Source organism: Sphingobium sp. LMC3-1-1.1, from assembly GCF_040676285.1.
Classification (GTDB): domain Bacteria; phylum Pseudomonadota; class Alphaproteobacteria; order Sphingomonadales; family Sphingomonadaceae; genus Sphingobium.
On the sequence record NZ_JBEGHQ010000001.1, the window covers coordinates 996,972 to 1,017,463 of the forward strand.

The window sequence follows — 20,492 nt, forward strand, 5'->3', positions numbered from 1 at the left end:
CGCGGCCCCATCCGCCCTTTCTCCGGCGCGCTTCCTGCCCTACATGGATCGGCATGAGCGCCCCCCTCTACAACAAGGACATTTTGCGGCTGGCCGCGAACATACCCCATCACAGGCGGCTGCCCGACGCGCAGGCGAGCGTCGAGAAGCGGTCGCCCACATGCGGGTCGCGGGTGACCGCTGACGTCAGGATGGAAAATGGCCGGATCGCCGACATCGGGCTGGACGTGAAGGCCTGCGCCCTGGGGCAGGCATCCGCGGCACTGATGGCTGCGCAGGCGATCGGCCTTACCGCTGACGAACTGGCGGACGCGCGGGACCGGCTCACCGCCTATCTGGCGGGGGAGAGCGATGAACTGGATTTCTGGCCGGGGCTGGCTGTCCTTGCCCCTGCCCGCGACTATCCGGCTCGCCACGCCTCCATCCGGCTGGGCTTCGAAGCCATTGCCGAAGCGGCGCGCATGGCCGACGCCTGATGCAGGATCAGCTTGCGTCGACAGCCGTGGTTCCCGTGTCCGCTACCGACATATTATTGTCCGAAGGCGTTATCCTGCTCGGCGCGGCGGTCCTGTTCGTCATCCTGTTCCGCCGCCTGGGCTTGGGGGCCGTGCTCGGTTATCTGGTCGCGGGCGCGCTGGTGGGGCCGCAGGGACTGAGGCTTGTCGGCGGAGCGGAATCGAAGCTCGCCATAGCCGAGATCGGCATCGTGCTGCTGTTGTTCCTCGTCGGGCTCGAATTGCATCCGGCCCGCCTATGGCGGCTGAAGCGCGACATCTTTGCCCTGGGCGCGGCGCAGGTGGTGCTGTGCGGCTGCGCGCTGACGGCGATCATCTTCTACACCACGGGCTTCACCTGGGGCGCGGCCATCGCGCTGGGACTGCCCCTGGCGCTGTCCTCCACGGCGCAGGTGCTGCCGGGCCTCAAAAGCAGCGGGCGGATCAATTCGCCCTTTGGTGAAAAGGTGTTCTCGATCCTGCTGTTCCAGGATCTCTCGATCGTCCCGCTGATCACGATCGTGGCGGCCCTGTCCCGCAATCCGGCCGATGTGGGCGGTCCGCCGGGATGGATGATGGCCGGCTATACGGTGGCCGCCATCGCCGGGCTGGTGCTGGCCGGCCGGTTCATCCTGCGCCCGCTGCTCCGCCTGGTGGGGCGTCTGGGCGAGCGGGAACTGTTCGTCGTGGTCGGCCTGTTCACCGTGCTGGCAGCGGCGGCGCTGATGCACGCGCTGCACCTTTCCACCGCGCTCGGCGCCTTCGTGGCCGGCGTGATGCTGGCGGATTCGCCCTACCGGCACGAGATAGAGGCGGATGTCGAACCCTTCCGGTCCATCCTGCTCGGCCTGTTCTTCCTGGCAGTCGGCATGGTGCTGGACCTGCATGCGGTGGCGGCCAATCCCCTGTTCGTCATCGGCATGGCGGTGATATTGGTGCTGACCAAGGCCGCGTTGATCACCGGCCTTGCCCGATTGTTCGGCATGGAATGGAACCAGGCCATCGGCTCGGGCCTGCTGTTGAGCCAGGGCGGCGAATTCGGCTTCGTGCTGTTCGCGCAGGCGCAGGGCGCCCTGCTGATCGCGCCCCAGGCCGCCAGCCTGTTCAGCGCGATCGTCACCTTCTCCATGGCGACGACGCCCTTCCTGATGCTGTTCGCCCGCAAGCTGGAATTCGCCAAACCCAAGGTGAAGGGGGACTTTTCCGTTCCCGAAGACGCGCCGCGCGGCACCGCAATCATCGTGGGCTATGGCCGGTTCGGGCAGACGGTCGCCCAGATGCTGATGGGCCATGGCTTCGGCGTCGTGTTGATCGACAAGAAGCCGTCCCAGATCGAGGTGTCCAGCCGCTTCGACATGAAGGTCTATTATGGCGACGGCACGCGCATCGACCTGCTGCGCCGTTCGGGCGGGGAAGAGGCGCGACTGATCGCCTTCTGCATCGATGATCCTTCGCTCGACGCGCGGGTGCTGGAACCCATAGCCGAGGCCTTTCCCCAGGCGGCCTTGCTGGTACGCGCCTTCGACCGCCGGCAATTGCTGGCGCTCAGGGACATGGATCTGGCCGGGGTCGTGCGCGAGGTGTTCGAATCGGCTATCTGCATGGGCGTGCAGGCGATGGAAGCGCTCGGCGTTCCGGCCGGTGAGGTGGAGGAGGTGGAGCGGCAGTATCGCCGCAATGACGAGCAGCGCATGGAACTGCAGATCGAGCATGGCACTCTGATGGCTGCGAAGGAATTAATGTATCGACCAGGCAGGCGAATGCGCCTGCTGGCGCGCGGCGACGGGGAGGAAGAAGCATGATCGGTGTTCTGGCGGCATTGTCGGCAGCCGTGGCGATAGCGGCAGGCGCCTTTGGCGCGCATGGCGCGGCCAATCCGCAGGCAGCGGAATGGTTGCGCACCGGCGGGCTGTATCAACTGATCCATGCGATCGGCGCGCTTGCCATCATGGGGGTGGCGCGGGGTCCGGCGGCGCTGCAACTGGGCGGAGCGGCGATCTTCGCGTTCTCTCTCTATGCCATGGCGCTCGGCGCGCCGAAATGGCTGGGCGCGGTCACGCCCATCGGCGGAACGCTGATGATCGCAGGCTGGATATGGACTGCCTGGATCTACTGGCGGGGATGACAGATCCAGGCCGCCACTTGCCCCCGCACCAACCCAGGCTTAGATTGAACCCATGGCCGATCATCATCATGACCATCTTGAACCGTCAGGCGACAGCCTGGCGGATGCAGCCCGCGCCACGCTGGAGGCGAGCCAGGAGCAATGGACGCCGATGCGCGCAGCCATTTTCGACGCTCTGGCGGCGCAAAATACCCCGGCATCGGCCTATGACATCGCCGACAGCGTATCCAAGGCGCGTGGCAAGCGGGTCGCCCCCAACAGCGTCTATCGCATCCTCGACCTGTTCGTGAACAACAACATCGCGATGCGGGTGGAAAGCGCCAATGCCTATATCGCCAATGCGCATCCGGGCTGTCACCATGACTGCATCTTCCTCGTCTGCACCCGCTGCAAGCAGGCGGCGCATGTCGACGACGACAAGGTGACGGACAAGGTCCGCGCCGTCGCCCGCGGCGAGGGTTTTCACCCGGATCGACCCGTCATCGAGATATTGGGCCTCTGCGCCAGATGCGCCGCGTGATGGCGTTGCGCTTCGGATCGGAACGGCTTAGCGCGGCCGGGAGTCTATGTCTTATATGAACGATCGTCCTTCCACCCCGCTGCTCGACCAGGTCGTCTGGCCCGCGGACCTGCGAAAGCTGCAATCGGGTCAGCTTCGGCAACTGGCCGATGAATTGCGGCAGGAGATGATTTCCGCCGTCGGCGTGACGGGCGGTCATCTGGGCTCCGGCCTTGGCGTGGTGGAACTGACCACGGCGATCCATTATGTGTTCGACACGCCGAACGACAGGCTGGTGTGGGACGTCGGCCATCAATGCTATCCGCACAAGATCCTGACCGGGCGGCGCGACCGCATCCGCACGCTGCGGCAGGGCGGCGGCCTCAGCGGCTTCACCAAGCGGGCGGAGAGCGAGTTCGATCCGTTCGGCGCGGCGCACAGCTCCACCTCGATCAGCGCGGCGCTCGGCTTTGCCGTGGCGAACAGGATGAAGGGCCAGCCCGGCAAGGCGATCGCCGTCATTGGCGACGGCTCCATGTCGGCGGGCATGGCCTATGAGGCGATGAACAACGCCCGGGAGGCCGGCAACCGGCTGATCGTGATCCTCAACGACAATGACATGTCGATCGCACCGCCGGTCGGCGGCCTTTCCGCCTATCTGGCGCGGCTGGTGTCCAGCCGGGAGTTTTTGGGCCTGCGCGACCTTGCCAAGCGGCTCGCGCGGCGCCTTCCGCGCCCGCTTCACAACGCGGCGCGCAAGACCGACGAATTTGCGCGCGGCATGGCGATGGGCGGCACGCTGTTCGAGGAACTGGGATTCTATTATGTCGGGCCGATCGACGGGCATAATCTCGACCAGTTGATCCCGGTGCTGGAAAATGTCCGCGACGCGGCGGAGGGGCCGTGCCTCGTCCATGTCGTGACGCAGAAGGGCAAGGGCTATGCCCCGGCCGAAGCAGCGGCAGACAAATATCATGGCGTTCAGAAGTTCGACGTCGTCACCGGCGCGCAGGACAAGGCTCCCCCCGGCCCGCCGAGCTATACCGGCGTCTTCGCCCAGGCGCTGATCGCTGAAGCGCAACGCGACCCGACGATATGCGCGATCACGGCGGCCATGCCTTCGGGAACCGGGCTGGACAAGTTCGGTGCCGCCTTTCCCGACCGGACCTTCGACGTCGGCATTGCCGAACAGCATGCCGTAACCTTCGCAGCCGGGCTTGCCGCGCAGGGCATGCGGCCCTTCTGCGCCATTTATTCGACCTTCCTGCAGCGCGCCTATGATCAGGTCGTGCATGACGTGGCGATCCAGAATCTGCCGGTGCGCTTCGCGATCGACCGCGCCGGCCTGGTCGGCGCCGACGGATCGACCCATGCCGGCAGCTTTGACGTGACCTATCTCGCCAGCCTGCCCAATTTCGTCGTGATGGCGGCAGCGGACGAGGCGGAACTGGTCCATATGGTGCATAGTTGCGCTCTGTACGACGAGGGGCCGATTGCGGTGCGCTATCCGCGCGGCAACGGCACGGGCGTCGCCCTGCCCGCCACGCCGGAAAGGCTGGAAATCGGCAAGGGCAGGATCGTGCGGGAGGGGCGACAGGTAGCGATCCTGTCGCTCGGTACCCGGCTGGAGGAAGCGCTGAAGGCCGCGGAAACGCTGGAGGCCAAGGGGCTGTCGGCTACCGTTGCGGATCTGCGCTTTGCCAAGCCGCTGGACGAAGCGCTGATCCGCAGATTGTTGACCACGCATGAGGTCGCCGTGACCATCGAGGAAGGGTCTGTTGGCGGCCTTGGTGCCCATGTACTGACGCTGGCCAGCGACCAGGGACTGATCGACAACGGCCTCAAATTGCGGACCATGCGGCTGCCTGACGTCTTCCAGGACCAGGACAAGCCGGAAAAGCAATATGCCGACGCGCGGCTGGACGCGAGTGCCATTGTCGACACCGTGCTGACCGCGCTGCGTCACAACAGCGCTGGCATAGGGAGCGAAGTTCGGGCGTAATAAGCAACCATAAGGTTGCATGATCTGCTTGAAAGTCTATATAGGCAATCTGGAGGTTGCCTATATGCCTGATTCCATCATCAAGACGATAGAGATCGCTGCGCCCGTCGAGAGGGTGTGGGATGCGCTGATCGATCATGAAAAGTTCGGGAGCTGGTTCCGGGTTGCGCTGGACCAGCCCTTTGTCGTGGGTCAGGCATCGACCGGGCACATGACCTATCCGGAATATGAGGATTATCGCTGGGAAGCGCGGGTCGTGGCGATCGAGCCGATGACGCGATTCGCCTATGAATGGCCGGCGACCGGAGGCGACAAGCAATTGATGGAAAGCGGCGTAGCCGTGGCCGAATGGACGCTGGTCGAGTTCATATTGGAGCCGGTCGCGGCGGGCACGCGGCTGACCGTCAGGGAAAGTGGGTTCGATGGGGTACCCGAACCACGCCGGAGCAATGTCATGCGGGACAATGACGGCGGCTGGGCTGAGCAGGTGAAGAATATTCGCGATTATGCCGAACGTTGACGCTGCGCCGGCCCGGCTGTTTGCGGCCCTGGGCGATGCGACGCGGCTGGACCTGATCGGCCGCCTTTCCGATGGGGGAGAGCGTTCGATCGGTCAGTTGGGCCACGGATTGCCGATCAGCCGTCAGGCGGTGGCCAAGCATCTGGACGTCCTGCTCGGCGCCGGGCTGGTCAACCGGACCAGGTCGGGACGGGAGGCGCTGTTCCGTTTGCGGCCCGAGGGCGTTGCAGAGGCCAAGGATTGGCTCGCGAAGGTCGAAAGCCAGTGGGACGGGACTTTGGGCCGGTTCAAGGATTTCGTCGAGAACCAGCCCTGAATCCCGCTGACCGATTATTGCGGCGTGGCCGCGCGCGCGTCCTGGCCGTCACCTTCAGGAGCGGCAATGATGTCGCGGGTAGTGGCGCCCTTGTCGACCACTTCGGTTGCAGGATCACCGACGGAAGAACGGATGCCGGCAGCCGCGTTGGCGCGCCCGGCGGCGTTCAGCGTGGCGCTTTCGCCCGGGCTGCGGGCGGCGGGACCACCGAACATCGCCTCCATCGCAGCCTTGCTCGAATCGACGGAGGCCGCGGCAGGCGTGCCGGGCGCGGGCGGAACCAGCGCGAAGTCAGGCGGGATCACCAGCGGAGCCTGACGCGAAACGGCGAATTCGTCGGGACGTGAACGGTTGAAGAGGCCGCCGCCACCGCCGCAAGCGGACAGCATCGAAATCAGGCCAGCGGCGAGGATCAGTTTACGCATCAGTTCATTGACTCCGTCTTTGCGCCCTTCTCGCGCAGCAGAAGCGCCCGCGCAAGCAGGATCAGCACGCCGAAAGTGATGGCCGCGTCGGCCAGGTTGAAAATCAGGAAAGGTCGCCACTCGCCGAAATGCAGGTCGGCATAATCGACCACATAGCCAAGGCGCATGCGATCGACGATATTGCCGATGGCGCCGCCCAGCACCAGCCCAAGCGCGACAACGTCCTGACGCGCCTTTTCGCGCCACATCCACACTGCCACGAAGCCCGCGATCAGCATGGTCATGCCAACCAATATCCAGCGCATCAGGTTGGTGTCGGCGTGGAAGAAGCCCATGGAAACGCCGCGATTTTCCAGCCAGCGCAGGCGGAAGATCGGCAGGATCTCTATGCCCTCGTCCATCCGGCTTTTCAGCGCCAGCGGATAGGTGACGGTATATTTGACCAGTTGGTCCAGCACCAGCGTGACGATCGCGACGGCCAGGCCCAGGGGGCGGTGGTTGACGGCGGCCATCAGCGCTGAACCGGCACGGATTTGAGCGACATAGGTGACACGATAGAACCCCAGAAAAACGCCATTATTGTCTTGTTCACTCGCCACAGCCTGCGTCGTCAGGGCTATAGCCGAGGAATCCGGCTGTAGGACAGAAGGAAGTTTTATCCGGCGAGCACCTCGTCACAACGCTGACAAAGCGTGCCGTCTTCCTGGACTTCGGGCAGCAGGCGCCAGCAGCGGCCGCATTTGTGCCATTCGCTCGGCTGGACGATGATGCCGTCTCCCTTGCCCGTTTCGATACGGGCAACGATGGCGATTTCGGCGAAGTTCACACCGTCACTGGGAACCAGTTGGCCCATGGTGACATCGGCCTCCAGGCTGGAGCGGATGATCTTTTCGCGGCGCAGCGGCTCTATGGCTTCGTTGACCTGATCGCGCTGGTTGCGGATTTCGGCCCATTTGTCATCCAGACCCTGGTCGAGCCAGGCGGCATCGACCTCCGGCCATTCAAGGAAATGGACGCTTTCTTCGGGGTTTGGATAGCGACTTTGCCACACTTCCTCAGCCGTGAAGGGGATGATCGGCGCGGCGTAGCGGACCAGTGCGTGGAACAGCGTGTCGAGCACGGTGCGGTAGGCGCGGCGCTTCGGGTCCGCCTTCGCGTCGCAATAGAGGCAGTCCTTGCGGATATCGAAGAAGAAGGCCGAGAGGTCGCTGTTCGCGAAATCCATCAGCGCGCGGGTGTAGCGGCTGAATTCCAGCCAGTTCTCGCTGTCGGCCGCCTTGTCGACCACGCTGCGGAGATCGGCGTCGAGCTTTGCCAGCAGATGGAGCATGTAGCGCTCCAGTTCCGGCATCTGAGCGACGGGCAACCTCTCCTCTTCGGAGAAATCAGAAAGAGCGCCGAGGAGGTACCGGAAAGTATTGCGTAATTTCCGATAGGCGTCGGAGGAGCCGGCCAGCACTTCCTTGCCGATGCGGACGTCGTCGAAATAGTCGGTGCTGGCGACCCAGACGCGGAGAATGTCGGAGCCGCTTTCGGCGATGATCTTCAGCGGGTCGACCACATTGCCGAGGCTCTTCGACATCTTGCGGCCCTGCCCGTCAAGCGCGAAACCGTGGGTGAGGACGGCGTCATAGGGTGCGCGGCCGCGGGTGCCGCTGCTTTCCAGCAGGGACGACTGGAACCAGCCGCGATGCTGGTCGGAGCCTTCGAGATAGAGGTCGGCGCGGGCATCGGGGCCATAGCGGCCTTCCACCACGAAGCTGTGGGTGGAGCCGCTGTCGAACCAGACGTCGAGAATGTCGTTCACCACCTCATAGTCGTTGAGGTCGTAATCGGGGCCGAGCAGCGCCTGATGGTCGGCGCCGAACCAGGCGTCGGCACCTGCGCCCTTGAATGCCTCTATGATGCGGGCATTGACTGCCTTATCAACAAGATATTCGCCGGTCTTACGATGAACATAGAGCGCGATGGGCACGCCCCATGCGCGCTGGCGGCTGATGACCCAGTCGGGGCGGCCCTCCACCATCGAGCGGATTCGGTTGGTCGAGCGTTCCGGCACCCAGCGGGTGTGTTCGATCGCGTCGAGCGCCAGTTCGCGCAGGGTCGGGTCGTTGGTGACGATCGGGGTGGGCAGGATGCCCTCGCCCGCTTCGACCACCGCGCCCGCCTGCCGCTGGTCCATCGGGATGAACCATTGGGGGGTGCAGCGGAAGATGATCTTCGCCTTGGAGCGCCAGCTATGGGGATAGCTGTGCTTGAAATCGTCGGACGCGGCCAGCAGCCCGCCGGCTTCGCGCAGGTCGGTGCAGATCGGGCCGTCCTTGCTGACGAATTTGGGGTTGATGACGGAGCCCTGGCCGCCGAGCCAGAGCCAGTCCTCGCGATATTTGCCGTCATTCTCGACGGCGAAGACCGGGTTGATGCCATTCGCCTTGCAGAGCGCAAAGTCGTCCTCGCCATGGTCGGGCGCCATGTGGACGAGGCCAGTGCCCGCATCGGTGGTGACGAAATCGCCTGCGAGGAACGGGCGCGGCTTGGCGAAGAAGCCGCCGAGGGCGTGCATCGGGTGGCGGGCGACGGCTCCGGCGAGGTCGGTGCCTTTGATCTCTCGAACGAAGGACAGCCGCTCGTCAAATTGCTGGACACCTGAGGCGTCGCGCTCGAATTTGTATCCAGAGCGGTTGAAGAACGCCTTCTCCAAAGCGGCGGCAATCACGACCTCGCGATCTAAGTCGAGCAGCTTCCAAACTTCGTATCGAATATCGTCGCCATAAGCCAAAGCCTGATTGACCGGGATCGTCCATGGCGTCGTCGTCCAGATCACCGCATGGGCGCCGACCAGTTCCGGCGCGTTGGGCGCTTCGGTGATCTCGAACGCCACATCGATCTGGGTCGATACGATGTCCTCATATTCGACCTCCGCCTCGGCCAGCGCGGTCTTTTCGACCGGGGACCACATGACGGGCTTGGCTCCGCGGTAGAGCTGGCCGCTTTCCGCGAATTTCAGCAGCTCTCCGACGATGGTAGCTTCGGCGTCGAACTTCATGGTGAGATAGGGATCGTCCCAATCGCCCATGACGCCAAGGCGCTTGAACTGCTCCTTCTGCACGCCCACCCACTTGTCCGCATAGGCGCGGCACTGGGCGCGGAATTCTTGGGGCGCAACCTCGTCCTTGTTCTGCTTCTTCTTGCGATATTCCTCTTCGATCTTCCATTCGATCGGAAGGCCGTGGCAGTCCCAGCCGGGGACATAGGGCGCGTCTTTACCCAGCAAGGACTGGCTGCGGACGATGATGTCCTTCAGCACCTTGTTCATCGCATGGCCCATATGGATGTCGCCATTGGCATAGGGCGGGCCGTCGTGGAGGATGAAGCGCGTCCGGCCCTTCCGCCGTTCGCGCAGCTTGCCGTAAAGGTCCATTTCCTCCCAGCGCGCAAGAATGGCCGGTTCCTTCTGCGCGAGGCCGGCTTTCATCGGAAAGTCGGTGACGGGCAGGAAAACAGTGCTCTTATAATCTTTGGTTTCTTGGCTGGGCTGGTCGGTCATGGGGTCCGCGCATATGGATTTAATCGCGCGGCATTAGGCGAGGTGGGGCGTTCCCGCAAGGATTTGCCGTGCGTCCGCGCAATCCTTCGCGATCGCCGCCATCAGCGGATCGAGGCCGTCATATCTGGCTTCGGGTCGGAGGAAGTGGATGAGCTGGACCTCGATGACCTGATCATAGAGGTTTTCGGCGAAGTCGAAGAAATGCGGCTCCAGCAGTTCCTTGGGCGGATCGAAGCTGGGGCGGATGCCCAGATTGGCCGCGCCGTCCAGCACCCTGCCGTCGGGGAGAAGCCCGCGCACCGCGTAGATGCCGTAGCGGGGCCGCAGATAATGGCCGAGGTCAATATTGGCGGTGGGAAAGCCGATGGTGCGCCCGAGCTTGTCGCCATGCTGGACCATGCCTTCAATCGCGAAGGGGCGCGTCAGCAGGCGGGTGGCGGTCGCGCAGTCGCCGGACTGGAGCGCCTTGCGGATGCCGGTGGAGGAGATGATCCCGCCGTCCGTGCCGGTGACGGGCGGCACGGCCTGGGCGACGAGGCCAAGCGGGCCGCCCAGTTCCGCCAGTGTCTGGGTGGAACCGGCGCGATCCTTGCCGAAGGTGAAATCCTCCCCGGTGACGACGCCGGCCACGCCCCATTCGACCAGCAAGCGGACGAAGGACAGCGGGTCCAGCGCGGCCAGTTCGCGGGTAAAGTCGAACACCAGCATGGCGTCGGCGCCGGCCCGGGCGAAGAGGCGTTCGCGCTGGTTCAGGCTGGTCAGGCGGAACCAGGGTGTTTCCGGGCGAAAGAGCCGCATCGGGTGCGGATCGAAGGTGGCGATGATCGCCGGGCGGCCCTGCGCGCGGGCAAGCTCCATGGCGCGGCGGGCCACGGCCTGGTGCCCAGCGTGAAATCCGTCGAAATTCCCCAGCGCCATGATGCTGCCGCGCAGATGGGCGGGCATCGGGGCGCTGCTGTGCAGCCGCTCCATGGGGGGCGCTATAGGGGCGCGTCCGGCCGCTGGCAATGCGCGGCGGCCCCTGCTCTACGATGGAAAGTGACGAAGCTGTAGGCGGGGCGGCCATTTTCGGCCGGATGGTCCTGCCGCGCGCTTTCCCGCCATTCAGCGGGGTCGGGATAGGCGATGCGGGTGTCGCCGTCCGCATCGACATGAACCTCGGTAAGTTCGATGCGGTGCGCGAGCGGGAGGAAGAGACCGTAGATATCCGCGCCGCCGATGACGGCGGCGGTGGAGGCGCCGGCCATGGCGATGGCTTCGTGCGGGCCATGGGCGGTTTCCGCCCCCTCCCCCGTCCAGCTTTGGTCGCGGGTGAGGACGATATGGCGGCGGCCGGGAAGGAGGCCTGGCAGGCTGTCGAAGGTCTTGCGCCCCATGATCATCGGGTGACCAAGGGTGAGCGCCTTGAAATGCCGGAGGTCGGCGGGCAGACGCCAGGGCAGGTCGCCATCCTTGCCGATCACGCCATTGTCGGCGCGGGCAAGGATGAGGACGATTTCGGATGAGCTGGTCATGGGCCTTACCTAACGCCCTTCAGGAAGAAGAGAAGGGCCCTGACGGGGGACAGGACCGGGTATTTGCCCGCCAGACACGGGCGAGAGCGGCTGGTCGATCAGAGGGTCAGGCGCGTGACATGGCCCATTTTGCGGCCAGGGCGTGCCTCATGCTTGCCATAGAGGTGCAGATGGTTGGCCGGGTCGGACAGGATCTGAAGCCAGTCATTGGCCTCGACCCCGATCAGGTTGCGCATCTCGACCCTTGCCGCGGCAAGGCCGGTGGCGCCCAGCGGCAGGCCGCAGATCGCGCGGACGTGGTTTTCGAACTGGCTGGTCACCGCGCCTTCGATGGTCCAGTGGCCGCTATTGTGGACGCGCGGGGCCATTTCGTTGAAGACCGGGCCGTCGGCGCTGGCGAAGAATTCCAGCGTCAGGACGCCGACATAGTCGAGCGCTTCGGCGACCTTCGACGCCAGGGAGCGGGCTTCGGCAAGCTGTCCCTCGATCAGCGTACCGGCAGGAACCGTGGAGCTGTCCAAAATGCCGTCCTTGTGGACATTGGCGGCGCTGTCCCAGAAGCGGATGTCGCCATGGGCGCTGCGGACGAGGATGACGGAGAATTCCTCGGCAAAGGTGACGAAGCCCTCCAATATGGCGCTCTGGCGGCCGATGGCGTTCCATGCGCCGACCGCGTCGCCGGGATCGGAGAGGCGCGCCTGCCCCTTGCCGTCATAGCCCATGCGGTTGGTCTTGAGGATCGCGCGGCTGCCGATCTGGTCGAGCGCCTCTTCAAGGTCGTCGAGGCTGTCGACCGGGGCGAAGGGCGCCGTCAGGCCGCCCAGGCCGCAGACGAAGCGCTTTTCCGCCACGCGGTCCTGCGCGACGCGCAGCGCATGGGCGCCGGGGCGGACGAGGCCGTGGGTGGCGAGGACTTCGACCGCCGAGGGATCGATATTCTCGAACTCATAGGTGACGACGTCGACGCTGTCGGCGAAGGCCGCCAGCGCGGCGGCATCCTCATAGGCGCCCTGGGTCCAGCGCGGCGAGACATCGGCGGCCGGGCCGCTGCCTTCCGGCGCATAGATGTGCGTGCGATAGCCAAGCTGCGCGGCGGCGATGGCGATCATGCGGCCCAACTGGCCGCCGCCGAGGATGCCGATGGTGGAGCCGGGCGGGATGGTGGTCATCTTATTCGGGCGTGTCCGCTACGTCGTTGGTCTGCTTTTCGCGCCAGGCGTCGAGACGCTGCGCCAGCGCCGCATCCGTCGTGGCGAGGATGGAGGCGGCGAACAGCGCGGCGTTGATCGCGCCCGGCTTGCCGATGGCGAGCGTGCCGACGGGAACGCCGCCCGGCATCTGGACAATGGACAGCAGGCTGTCCATGCCCTTCAACGCCTTGGACTCCACGGGCACGCCCAGCACGGGCAGGCGCGTCATCGAGGCGGTCATGCCGGGGAGATGCGCCGCCCCGCCCGCGCCGGCGATGATGACCCTCAGCCCCCGGTCGACCGCGCCCGTGGCATAATCGTAGAGACGCTGGGGCGTGCGGTGGGCGGAGACGACCTTGCATTCATGGGTTACGCCGAGCGCATCGAGCGTTTCCGACGCGTGCCGCATCGTTTCCCAATCGGATCGGCTGCCCATGATGATACCGACTTGCACGGCTTCGACTGCCCCGGTCATTCGCTTCGCACTTCCCTGCCAATGCGGAAAGCAAAGCCCCTTAGCGGGAGGACTGGCGGGGGGCAATGCGGGATTTTGGTTCGTTCCACCCCATCAGCCGCCCCGCGCGGAAGCAGGTCGGATTTTTACCGCTCCGAAAGATAATAGCGGTCCCTGGCCGCCAGGTCGTCGTCGAGGTCGTAGACGATGGGCTGGCCGGTGGGGATTTCCAGTTCGGTGATCTCATCGTCCGGAATGTTGGAGAGGTGCTTCACCAGAGCGCGGAGCGAATTGCCATGGGCAGAGATGACGACGCGCTTGCCGGCCTTGAGGTCGGGGGCGATGCGCTCCTCCCAATAGGGCAGGACGCGGGCGATGGTGTCCTTCAGCGATTCCGTGGACGGAATGGCGATGCCGGCATAGCGGCGGTCCTTCGACAGGTCGAATTCGCTGCCCGCCTCCAGCGGCGGCGGCGGCGTGTCGAAGCTGCGGCGCCAGATCTTCACCTGATCGTCACCATGCCTGGCCGCCGTCTCCGCCTTGTTGAGGCCGGTGAGGCCGCCATAATGACGCTCGTTGAGGCGCCAGTCCTTCTCGACCGGCAGCCACAGGCGGCCCATTTCCTCCAGCACCAGGTTCAGCGTCTTGATCGCGCGGGTCTGGACGGAGGTGTAGCACTGGTCGAAATCCAGCCCCTTTTCCCTGAGCAGGCGGCCCGCGGCGCGGGCTTCCTCCGCGCCCTTTTCGGTCACGTCCACGTCCCACCAGCCGGTGAAGCGGTTTTCAAGGTTCCAGGCCGACTGGCCATGACGGATGAGGACGAGCGTGGGCATGAAGCGTGTCTCCTGCACGAGAAGCGAAGAATTGCGCCCTCCCATAGCGCCGGAAATATCCGACGCAAGCTTGCGCGGCCCCCGCACGCCCCCACATTGCAGTCGGTCCGTCGATGGGATAGCCCAGGCAGGAGCTGAAGGAAGGAACCGGCAACTTGGCATTTGTGAAGGGCATGTGGCGCATATTGGTCGCCATCAAGGACGGGTTGGTGCTGCTGTTCCTGCTGATGTTCTTCGGGGCGCTCTATGCCGCCCTGTCCTGGTCGCCCAAACCCGCGCAGAGCGTCGGCAGCGGCGCGCTGCTGCTGAAACTGGACGGGACCATCGTCGAGCAGCCGTCGGAAGTCGATCCGATGGCGCTGCTGACCGGCCGGAACGACCGGGCGAAGGAATATGGGCTGGCCGACATCGTCGCCGCGCTGGATGCCGCGCGGGACGACCGGAAGGTGAAGGCCGTCGTGCTGAACCTGGACGGCTTCATGGGCGGCGGCCAGGTCGCACTGGCGCGGGTCGGCAAGGCGCTGGACGCGGTGCGCGCGGCGAAGAAGCCGGTCTTCGCCTATGCGACCATCTACAGCGACGACAGCTATCAACTGGCCGCGCATGCGAGCGAAAGCTGGGTGGACCCGCTGGGCGGCGTCGCCATCGTCGGGCGCGGCGGTTCGGGGCTCTATTACAAGGGGCTGATCGACAAGCTGGGCGTCAACACCCATGTCTATCGCGTCGGCACCTACAAGAGCTTCGTCGAGCCCTTCACGCGGACCGATCAGTCCCCCGAAGCGAAACAGGCCAACCAGGCGCTGGCGGACGCGCTTTGGGAAGATTGGCAGCAGGAAGTCGCAAAGGCCCGGCCCAAGGCCAGGCTGGCGGCCTATGTGCGTGATCCTGCGAGCCTGGCCGAGGCCGCTGGCGGCAATCTGGCGAAGGCGGCGATGGGCGCCGGGCTGGTCGACAGGATGGGCGACGAAGCGGCGTTCGGCGCGCGGGTGGCCGAGATCGTGGGCGATGCACCGGACGACAAGGCGGGCGACTTCGCGGCCATCGACCTTGGCAACTACATGAAGGCGCACAAGCCCGCCAATGGCGGGGATATCGGCGTGCTGACCATTGCCGGCGACATCGTCGATGGCGAGGCCGGGCCGGGCACGGCGGCGGGCGACACGATTTCGGCGCTGCTGCGCAAGACGCTGGCGGAAAAGGATCTGAAGGCGCTGGTGGTCCGGGTCGATTCGCCCGGCGGATCGGTCATGGCGTCGGAGAAGATCCGCAGCGCCATCATGGAAGCGAAATCCGAGGGGCTGCCCGTCGTGGTATCGATGGGCAATGTGGCGGCGAGCGGCGGCTATTGGGTGTCGACGCCTGCCGATGTGATCTTTGCGGAGCCCGATACGATCACCGGATCGATCGGCGTGTTCGGCATCATACCCAGTTTCGAGGGAACGCTGGCGAAGATGGGCGTCACCACGGACGGGGTGAAGACGACGCCGCTGTCGGGCCAGCCGGACATTGCCGGCGGCACGACGCCGGAATTCGACCGGATCATGCAGATGGGGGTCGAGGATATTTACGGCCGCTTCGTCGGGCTGGTCGCGCAATCGCGGCGCAAGACCCCCCAGCAGATCGACGCCATCGCGCAGGGTCGCGTCTGGGACGGCGGCACGGCGCGGCAGATCGGGCTGGTGGATCGCTTCGGCGGGCTGGAGGAGGCGATTGCCGAGGCGGCGAAGCTGGCAAAGGTCGATCCGGCCAAGGCCAAGCCCTATCGCATCGCCAAGGAACCCGACAAGTTCGCCGAATTCGTCCAGTCGATCATCGATCGGGAGGATGAGGATGATGCCGGGACGTCGTCTGCCATGGTCGGACGCGACCTGCTGGGGCGGCAGGCGATCGTGCAGCGGAACTGGGCATTGCAGGCCATTGCCGATGTGCGCGCGCTGGTGAGCGGCGCGGGCGTGCGGGCCGATTGCCTGGAGTGCCGGGGCTATGGCGCGCCGCGGGTCGCAAAACCCGACGAGCACGGACTGGCGACGCTGTTGCTGGGGCTTTGGCGGTGATGGGCGTTATTGGCCATTGAGCGTCCTGTGCTCCTGCGCAGGCAGGAGTACAGTTCAGCTGTTGCGATGATTCACCAAGGGCAGGACTGGGCTCCTGCCTGCGCAGGAGCACGGTGCGCGCTTGAGAGAAGGCAGCCCTTCAGGCCTTCCCTGTCCACCCGGCCGGATACTCCACGAAATCCGCTTCCCGATCTTGCCGCCCCGATTTGAAGCGGTCCGCACTTTGAAGCGGTCCGCACTGGCGCGGCGGAACCGCTCTCCCTATAGCTGGTCCATGGCATCCACCGAAAAGAAGAAGAAATCCGATCCCGCCCGGACCAAGGTCCGGCCCGCCGGTTTCCCGACGCGCGAGCAGGTGATGGATTTCATCGCCACGTCCGACCAGCCGGCCGGAAAGCGGGAGATCGCAAAGGCGTTCGGTCTCAAGGGGCAGGAGAAGATCGCGCTCAAGGCGCTGCTGAAGGACATGGCGGACGAAGGGCTGATCGACATCGGTCCGGCGCGGGCCTTCCACAAGATGGGCGGCGTGCCGAAGGTCACCGTGCTGCGCATCGTCGATGTCGACGACACCACCCTGATCGCCACGCCGGAACGCTGGGAGGCGGAGGGGCAGCCCGCACCCCGGCTGCGCATCGTGGAGCGGGGCAAGAGGGGCGCGCTGACGATCGGCGACCGGATCCTGGCGCGAACCGAGGAAGCGGGGCGCGGCTGGGTCGCGCATCCGATGAAGAAGCTTGCCAAGGCGAGCGAGGAATTGCTGGGCGTGGTCGAGGAGGCGGACGGCGGCAAGCTGTGGCTGCGCCCGGTCGACAAGCGCATTCGGCGGGACACGCCGATATCGGACCCCGGCACGGCGAAGAAGGGCGATCTGGTGCTCGCCGAGCCGGTGGGGCGCCCGCCCCGGATCACGGCGCGGGTGACGGACATATTGGGCGATCCCTTCGCGCCGCGCAGCTTCAGCCTGATCGCCATCCACAAGCACGGCATCCCCCACGTCTTTTCCGAGCGGGTCGAGGAAGAGGCGGTGGCGGCTTCCAGACTCCCCCTGCATGAGGAGAAGCGGGAGGACCTGCGGCACCTGCCCATCGTCGCCATAGACCCGGTCGACGCGCGGGACCATGATGATGCGGTCTGGGCCGCGCCGGACGATGATCCGGCCAATGAGGGCGGCTACAAGGCCATCGTCGCGATCGCGGACGTCAGCTATTATGTGCGGCCGGGCAGCGCGCTGGACCGGGAGGCGCGGAAGCGCGGCAACAGCGTCTATTTCCCCGATCTGGTGGTGCCCATGCTGCCGCACCAGCTTTCCTCCGACATGTGTTCGCTGCGCGCGGGGGAGGACCGGGCGGCGCTGGCCTGTCATTTTGTGCTGGATGCCGCGGGCAAGATGAAGAGCTGGCGCTTTTCCCGCGCGGTGATCCGTGTGGCGGCGGTGCTGGCCTATGAGGACGCGCAGGCGGCGATGGACGGCACGCGGGATGAGCCGCTTCTGGAAACGGCGCTGAAGCCGCTCTGGGCCTGCTGGGCGCTGCTGCGCAAGGCGCGGGACAAGCGCGAGCCGCTGGCGCTGGACCTGCCGGAGCGGCGGGTGGTGCTGGACGAATATGGCAAGATCGTCAGCGTCGCGGTGCGCGAGCGGCTCGACGCGCATATGCTGATCGAGGATTATATGGTCGCCGCCAATGTCGCGGCGGCAAAGGCGCTGGAGGCGAAGAAGGCGCCGGTCATGTACCGCGTCCATGAACCGCCGAGCCGGGACAAGCTGGTGGCGCTGAAGGACTATCTTGCGACCTTCGACATCGAATTCGCCCTGGGCCAGGTGGTGAAGCCCGCCACCTTCAACCGGCTGATCGCCCGGGTCGGCGAAGCGGAGGAGAAGCCCCAGATCATGGAGCAGATCCTGCGCACCCAGACGCAGGCCTATTATGCACCCGCCAATCAGGGGCATTTCGGGCTGGCGCTGGGGTCCTATGCGCATTTCACCTCGCCGATCCGGCGCTATGCGGACCTGCTGGTGCATCGGGCGCTGGTGGGCGCCTATGGGCTGGAGCTGCCCGCGCCCAAGGGGGATATACCCGACCGATCCTCGTTGAGCGGGGAGGATATGGAGAATATGGCCCGCGTCGGCGAGATGATCAGCCAGCATGAGCGCCGCGCCATGGAGGCGGAACGCGAGACGATCGATCGCTATGTCGCGGCATTCCTGGCGGCGCATGTCGGCGACCTGGTGGAAGCGCGGATCACCGGGGTGCAGAGCTTCGGCTTCTTCGCCACGGTCGAGGGGCTGGGCGGCGACGGGCTGGTGCCGGTATCGACCCTGGGCGACGAGCGCTTCTTCTTTGACGAGGCGGGGCGGGCGCTGGAGGGCGTGGAGAGCGGGGACCGATATACGATCGGCCAGCGGCTGCAATTGCGGCTGGCCGAAGCGGACCCGATCAACGGGGCCTTGCGCTTCGAACTGCCCGATGCCCTGCCCCAGCGTCCGAGCTTCAAGAAGGATCGCGTCAGGCCCGGCAGCGTCTGGCGCGGGCGGCCGGCCAACATACGGCACATGGGGGCGAAGCGGGGCAAGCACCGGCGGTGAAGGCCCCTATGCGCTGTAAACCTGTTACCGCATGCCAGTGAACGAAAATGGCCTGAACGAAAATGGGCCCGAACGAAAACGGGGCAGTCCCGCAGGACCGCCCCATTTTCCGTTTTCATGCCCGCGTCGGCTTCAGGCCGCTGCGCTCTCCGGCTCGACAGCGAACAGGGTCACGCCCTTATATTTGCTGTCGCCCTGATCATAGAGGCCGTGCATCGCCTCGAACTTTTCGTCGATCAGGCTGACGTCGTTCAATCCGGCGAGCTTGAACGTGCCCAGCTTCAGTTCCCTGGGGGGGCGGCCGTCACGCTCGATCGTGACCGCGTCGATGAACATCTCGTCATGGCGCGTATAGAGGATATGCGGGGCCAGCTTCACGACCATCTTGTTGTAGGTCGCCATCAGACATTTCTGAAGCGCAATCGCCTCGAAGAACATGGTAGGAGCGGTCATAATCTGCTTTTCATTACCGATTTGACGCGCCGGTTCAATTGCTTTGTGCGTCGCACCATCACCTCGCCGTGCAACTTGCCATACAACTTGCACGCCAGGCGGGATCAGGCGTTTCGCCTGTGCGACACAAGGTGCAGCCTCTCCCGCAAGACCCAGCGCGCCACCAGCAACAGCGCGACCACGCCCAGCCCGCTTGCAAGGCCCAGCCAGATGCCAAGGCCCTGCAACCCCAGCGGAAAGGCCAGGACGACGCCGACTCCGATGCCGATCACCCAATAGCCGATCAGGGCAAAGATCATCGGCACGCGCGTATCCCGAATGCCCCTTAGCACCCCTGCCCCCACGGCCTGGGCCGCGTCCACCAGCTGGAACAGCGCCGCGACGCCCAGGAAGCTGACCGCAAGCGTCGCGGTCCGCCGGTTGGCGGGATCGGCAAGGTCCAGGAAAGCGGATATCAAAAGGCGCGGAAAGGCGATGAGCATCGCCGCCGCGATCAGGGCGAACCCCGTCCCGATCGCCAGCGCCAGCCAGCCCGCACGACCGACCCCCGCCAGGTCGCCCTTCCCATAAGCGAGGCCCACGCGCACGGTCGCCGCCTGGCCAATGCCCATGGGCACCATGAAGACCAGCGCGGCGATCTGGATCGCGACGGCGTGTGCCGCCAGCGAGTCGCGGTCGATCAATCCCATCAGGAAGGCGGAGGCGTTGAACACCGTCGTCTCCAGCCCCAGGGTGATCGCGATCGGCAGGCCCAGCGCCCAGACGGCCCGGTGCCGTTCCCGGTCACGGGTCCAGAATCGCCCCAGCAGGCGGTAGCGACGGAACCGCCGGTCGATCAGTATGACCGCAAGCAGCCCGATGAACAGGAAGGAGGAGGACAGGCTGCTGGCGATTCCCGCGCCGAAGATCCCTAGCGCGGGGAAACCGAAATGGCCGAAGATCAGCGTCCAGCCCACCAGCACATTGAACGGGATCGCGCAGACCATGATGATCAGGCCCCAGACGGGCCGTTCCAGCGCGGAGATGAAGTTGCGCAGCGTGGTAAATCCCAGAAAGGGCAGCAGCGCCCATTGCAGGCCGCGCATCAGTTCGCCCGCCTGGGCCGCCAGTTCCGCATCCTGCCCCATCAGCAGCAGGATGGATCGGCTTTCCCACAGCAGCGCCCAGGCGGGCAGCACGAACAGGGTGGCCGCGCGCAGCGTCTGATGCACGGTCCGCCGGACGTCGCGCACCGAATGCCGCCGACGCCCCCGCTCCGTGGCGATCAGCGGCGCGGCGGCGGTCACCAGCCCCATGCCGAAGATCAGCAAGGCATTGAACAGGTTGATCGCCAGCGCGCCAGACGCCACCGCGCCCGCACCCAGCCGGCCCAGCAGCAGCAGGTCGGTCGCGGCGATGCCGGCCCAGGCGATGTTGCCCGCGATCATCGGCAGTGCGAGCGCCGTCAGCGCCCCGGCCTCCAGGCGCCAGGGTGAACGCATC

General features: G+C 65.5%; 19 protein-coding genes. 9 read left to right on the forward strand and 10 right to left on the reverse strand.

Features of this window, described 5'->3' with window-relative positions:
* Nucleotides 1-53 precede the first annotated feature (53 nt).
* The 7 genes from MRBLMC3_RS04935 (at nucleotide 54) to MRBLMC3_RS04965 (ending at nucleotide 5,956) form a co-directional block, all read left to right on the forward strand.
* On the forward strand, nucleotides 54-476 hold the full coding sequence (locus tag MRBLMC3_RS04935; RefSeq protein WP_363734544.1) for an iron-sulfur cluster assembly scaffold protein: 423 nt from the start codon (nucleotides 54-56) through the stop codon (nucleotides 474-476).
* On the forward strand, nucleotides 476-2,296 hold the full coding sequence (locus MRBLMC3_RS04940; protein ID WP_363734543.1) for a monovalent cation:proton antiporter-2 (CPA2) family protein: 1,821 nt from the start codon (nucleotides 476-478) through the stop codon (nucleotides 2,294-2,296). The genes MRBLMC3_RS04935 and MRBLMC3_RS04940 overlap by 1 nt, the downstream gene beginning before the upstream one ends.
* Nucleotides 2,293-2,619: a DUF423 domain-containing protein gene (locus MRBLMC3_RS04945; RefSeq protein WP_363826296.1), complete on the forward strand. Its 327-nt coding sequence runs from the start codon at nucleotides 2,293-2,295 to the stop codon at nucleotides 2,617-2,619. The genes MRBLMC3_RS04940 and MRBLMC3_RS04945 overlap by 4 nt, the downstream gene beginning before the upstream one ends.
* A 52-nt stretch (nucleotides 2,620-2,671) precedes the next feature.
* A complete protein-coding gene (locus MRBLMC3_RS04950; RefSeq protein ID WP_363826298.1) occupies nucleotides 2,672-3,139 on the forward strand; it encodes a Fur family transcriptional regulator in 468 nt (155 codons plus the stop codon).
* 46 nt (nucleotides 3,140-3,185) lie between these two features.
* On the forward strand, nucleotides 3,186-5,120 hold the full coding sequence (gene dxs, locus MRBLMC3_RS04955; RefSeq protein WP_363826301.1) for a 1-deoxy-D-xylulose-5-phosphate synthase: 1,935 nt from the start codon (nucleotides 3,186-3,188) through the stop codon (nucleotides 5,118-5,120).
* A 64-nt stretch (nucleotides 5,121-5,184) separates the two neighbouring features.
* A complete protein-coding gene (locus MRBLMC3_RS04960) occupies nucleotides 5,185-5,640 on the forward strand; it encodes an SRPBCC family protein (protein WP_363826304.1) in 456 nt (151 codons plus the stop codon).
* On the forward strand, nucleotides 5,627-5,956 hold the full coding sequence (locus tag MRBLMC3_RS04965) for an ArsR/SmtB family transcription factor (RefSeq protein ID WP_363826307.1): 330 nt from the start codon (nucleotides 5,627-5,629) through the stop codon (nucleotides 5,954-5,956). The genes MRBLMC3_RS04960 and MRBLMC3_RS04965 overlap by 14 nt, the downstream gene beginning before the upstream one ends.
* Before the next feature lie 14 nt (nucleotides 5,957-5,970).
* Here MRBLMC3_RS04965 and MRBLMC3_RS04970 read toward each other — a convergent pair whose 3' ends face one another.
* The 8 genes from MRBLMC3_RS04970 to gpmA form a co-directional block, all read right to left on the reverse strand.
* Nucleotides 5,971-6,381, reverse strand: a complete 411-nt coding sequence (locus MRBLMC3_RS04970; RefSeq protein WP_133652272.1) for a DUF3035 domain-containing protein — start codon at nucleotides 6,379-6,381, stop codon at nucleotides 5,971-5,973.
* The gene (lspA, locus tag MRBLMC3_RS04975) at nucleotides 6,381-6,893 is read right to left on the reverse strand and encodes a signal peptidase II (protein ID WP_363735363.1); all 513 of its coding nucleotides are present in this window, start codon (nucleotides 6,891-6,893) and stop codon (nucleotides 6,381-6,383) included. Before lspA ends, MRBLMC3_RS04970 begins: the two co-directional genes overlap by 1 nt.
* Before the next feature lie 143 nt (nucleotides 6,894-7,036).
* On the reverse strand, nucleotides 7,037-9,928 hold the full coding sequence (gene ileS, locus MRBLMC3_RS04980; RefSeq protein ID WP_363826310.1) for an isoleucine--tRNA ligase: 2,892 nt from the start codon (nucleotides 9,926-9,928) through the stop codon (nucleotides 7,037-7,039).
* A 33-nt stretch (nucleotides 9,929-9,961) separates the two neighbouring features.
* Nucleotides 9,962-10,900, reverse strand: a complete 939-nt coding sequence (locus MRBLMC3_RS04985; protein ID WP_363826313.1) for a bifunctional riboflavin kinase/FAD synthetase — start codon at nucleotides 10,898-10,900, stop codon at nucleotides 9,962-9,964.
* 8 nt (nucleotides 10,901-10,908) lie between these two features.
* A complete protein-coding gene (locus MRBLMC3_RS04990) occupies nucleotides 10,909-11,442 on the reverse strand; it encodes a dihydrofolate reductase (RefSeq protein WP_363826316.1) in 534 nt (177 codons plus the stop codon).
* Nucleotides 11,443-11,540: 98 nt separating this feature from the next.
* Complete coding sequence (locus tag MRBLMC3_RS04995) at nucleotides 11,541-12,611, reverse strand: 5-(carboxyamino)imidazole ribonucleotide synthase (RefSeq protein WP_363754980.1); 1,071 nt, start codon at nucleotides 12,609-12,611, stop codon at nucleotides 11,541-11,543.
* A 1-nt stretch (nucleotide 12,612) separates the two neighbouring features.
* Nucleotides 12,613-13,107 (reverse strand): 5-(carboxyamino)imidazole ribonucleotide mutase, encoded by a 495-nt coding sequence (gene purE, locus MRBLMC3_RS05000; RefSeq protein WP_363754982.1) that lies wholly within the window; start codon nucleotides 13,105-13,107, stop codon nucleotides 12,613-12,615.
* Between the two features lie 125 nt (nucleotides 13,108-13,232).
* A complete protein-coding gene (gene gpmA / locus MRBLMC3_RS05005; protein WP_363734532.1) occupies nucleotides 13,233-13,919 on the reverse strand; it encodes a 2,3-diphosphoglycerate-dependent phosphoglycerate mutase in 687 nt (228 codons plus the stop codon).
* Nucleotides 13,920-14,074: 155 nt separating this feature from the next.
* Here gpmA and sppA point away from each other — a divergent pair, with 155 nt between their 5' ends.
* Both sppA and rnr read left to right on the forward strand, forming a co-directional pair.
* Nucleotides 14,075-15,973, forward strand: coding sequence for a signal peptide peptidase SppA (gene sppA, locus MRBLMC3_RS05010; protein WP_363826319.1), 1,899 nt, complete (start codon nucleotides 14,075-14,077; stop codon nucleotides 15,971-15,973).
* Between the two features lie 274 nt (nucleotides 15,974-16,247).
* Nucleotides 16,248-18,557, forward strand: a complete 2,310-nt coding sequence (gene rnr / locus MRBLMC3_RS05015) for a ribonuclease R (RefSeq protein ID WP_363826650.1) — start codon at nucleotides 16,248-16,250, stop codon at nucleotides 18,555-18,557.
* Nucleotides 18,558-18,689: 132 nt separating this feature from the next.
* On the opposite strand, the gene MRBLMC3_RS05020 is transcribed toward rnr, so the two are convergent.
* On the reverse strand, nucleotides 18,690-19,010 hold the full coding sequence (locus tag MRBLMC3_RS05020) for a hypothetical protein (RefSeq protein WP_133652280.1): 321 nt from the start codon (nucleotides 19,008-19,010) through the stop codon (nucleotides 18,690-18,692).
* 104 nt (nucleotides 19,011-19,114) lie between these two features.
* Nucleotides 19,115-20,491, reverse strand: coding sequence for an MATE family efflux transporter (locus MRBLMC3_RS05025; protein ID WP_363734530.1), 1,377 nt, complete (start codon nucleotides 20,489-20,491; stop codon nucleotides 19,115-19,117).
* Between the last annotated feature and the right edge of the window lies 1 nt (nucleotide 20,492).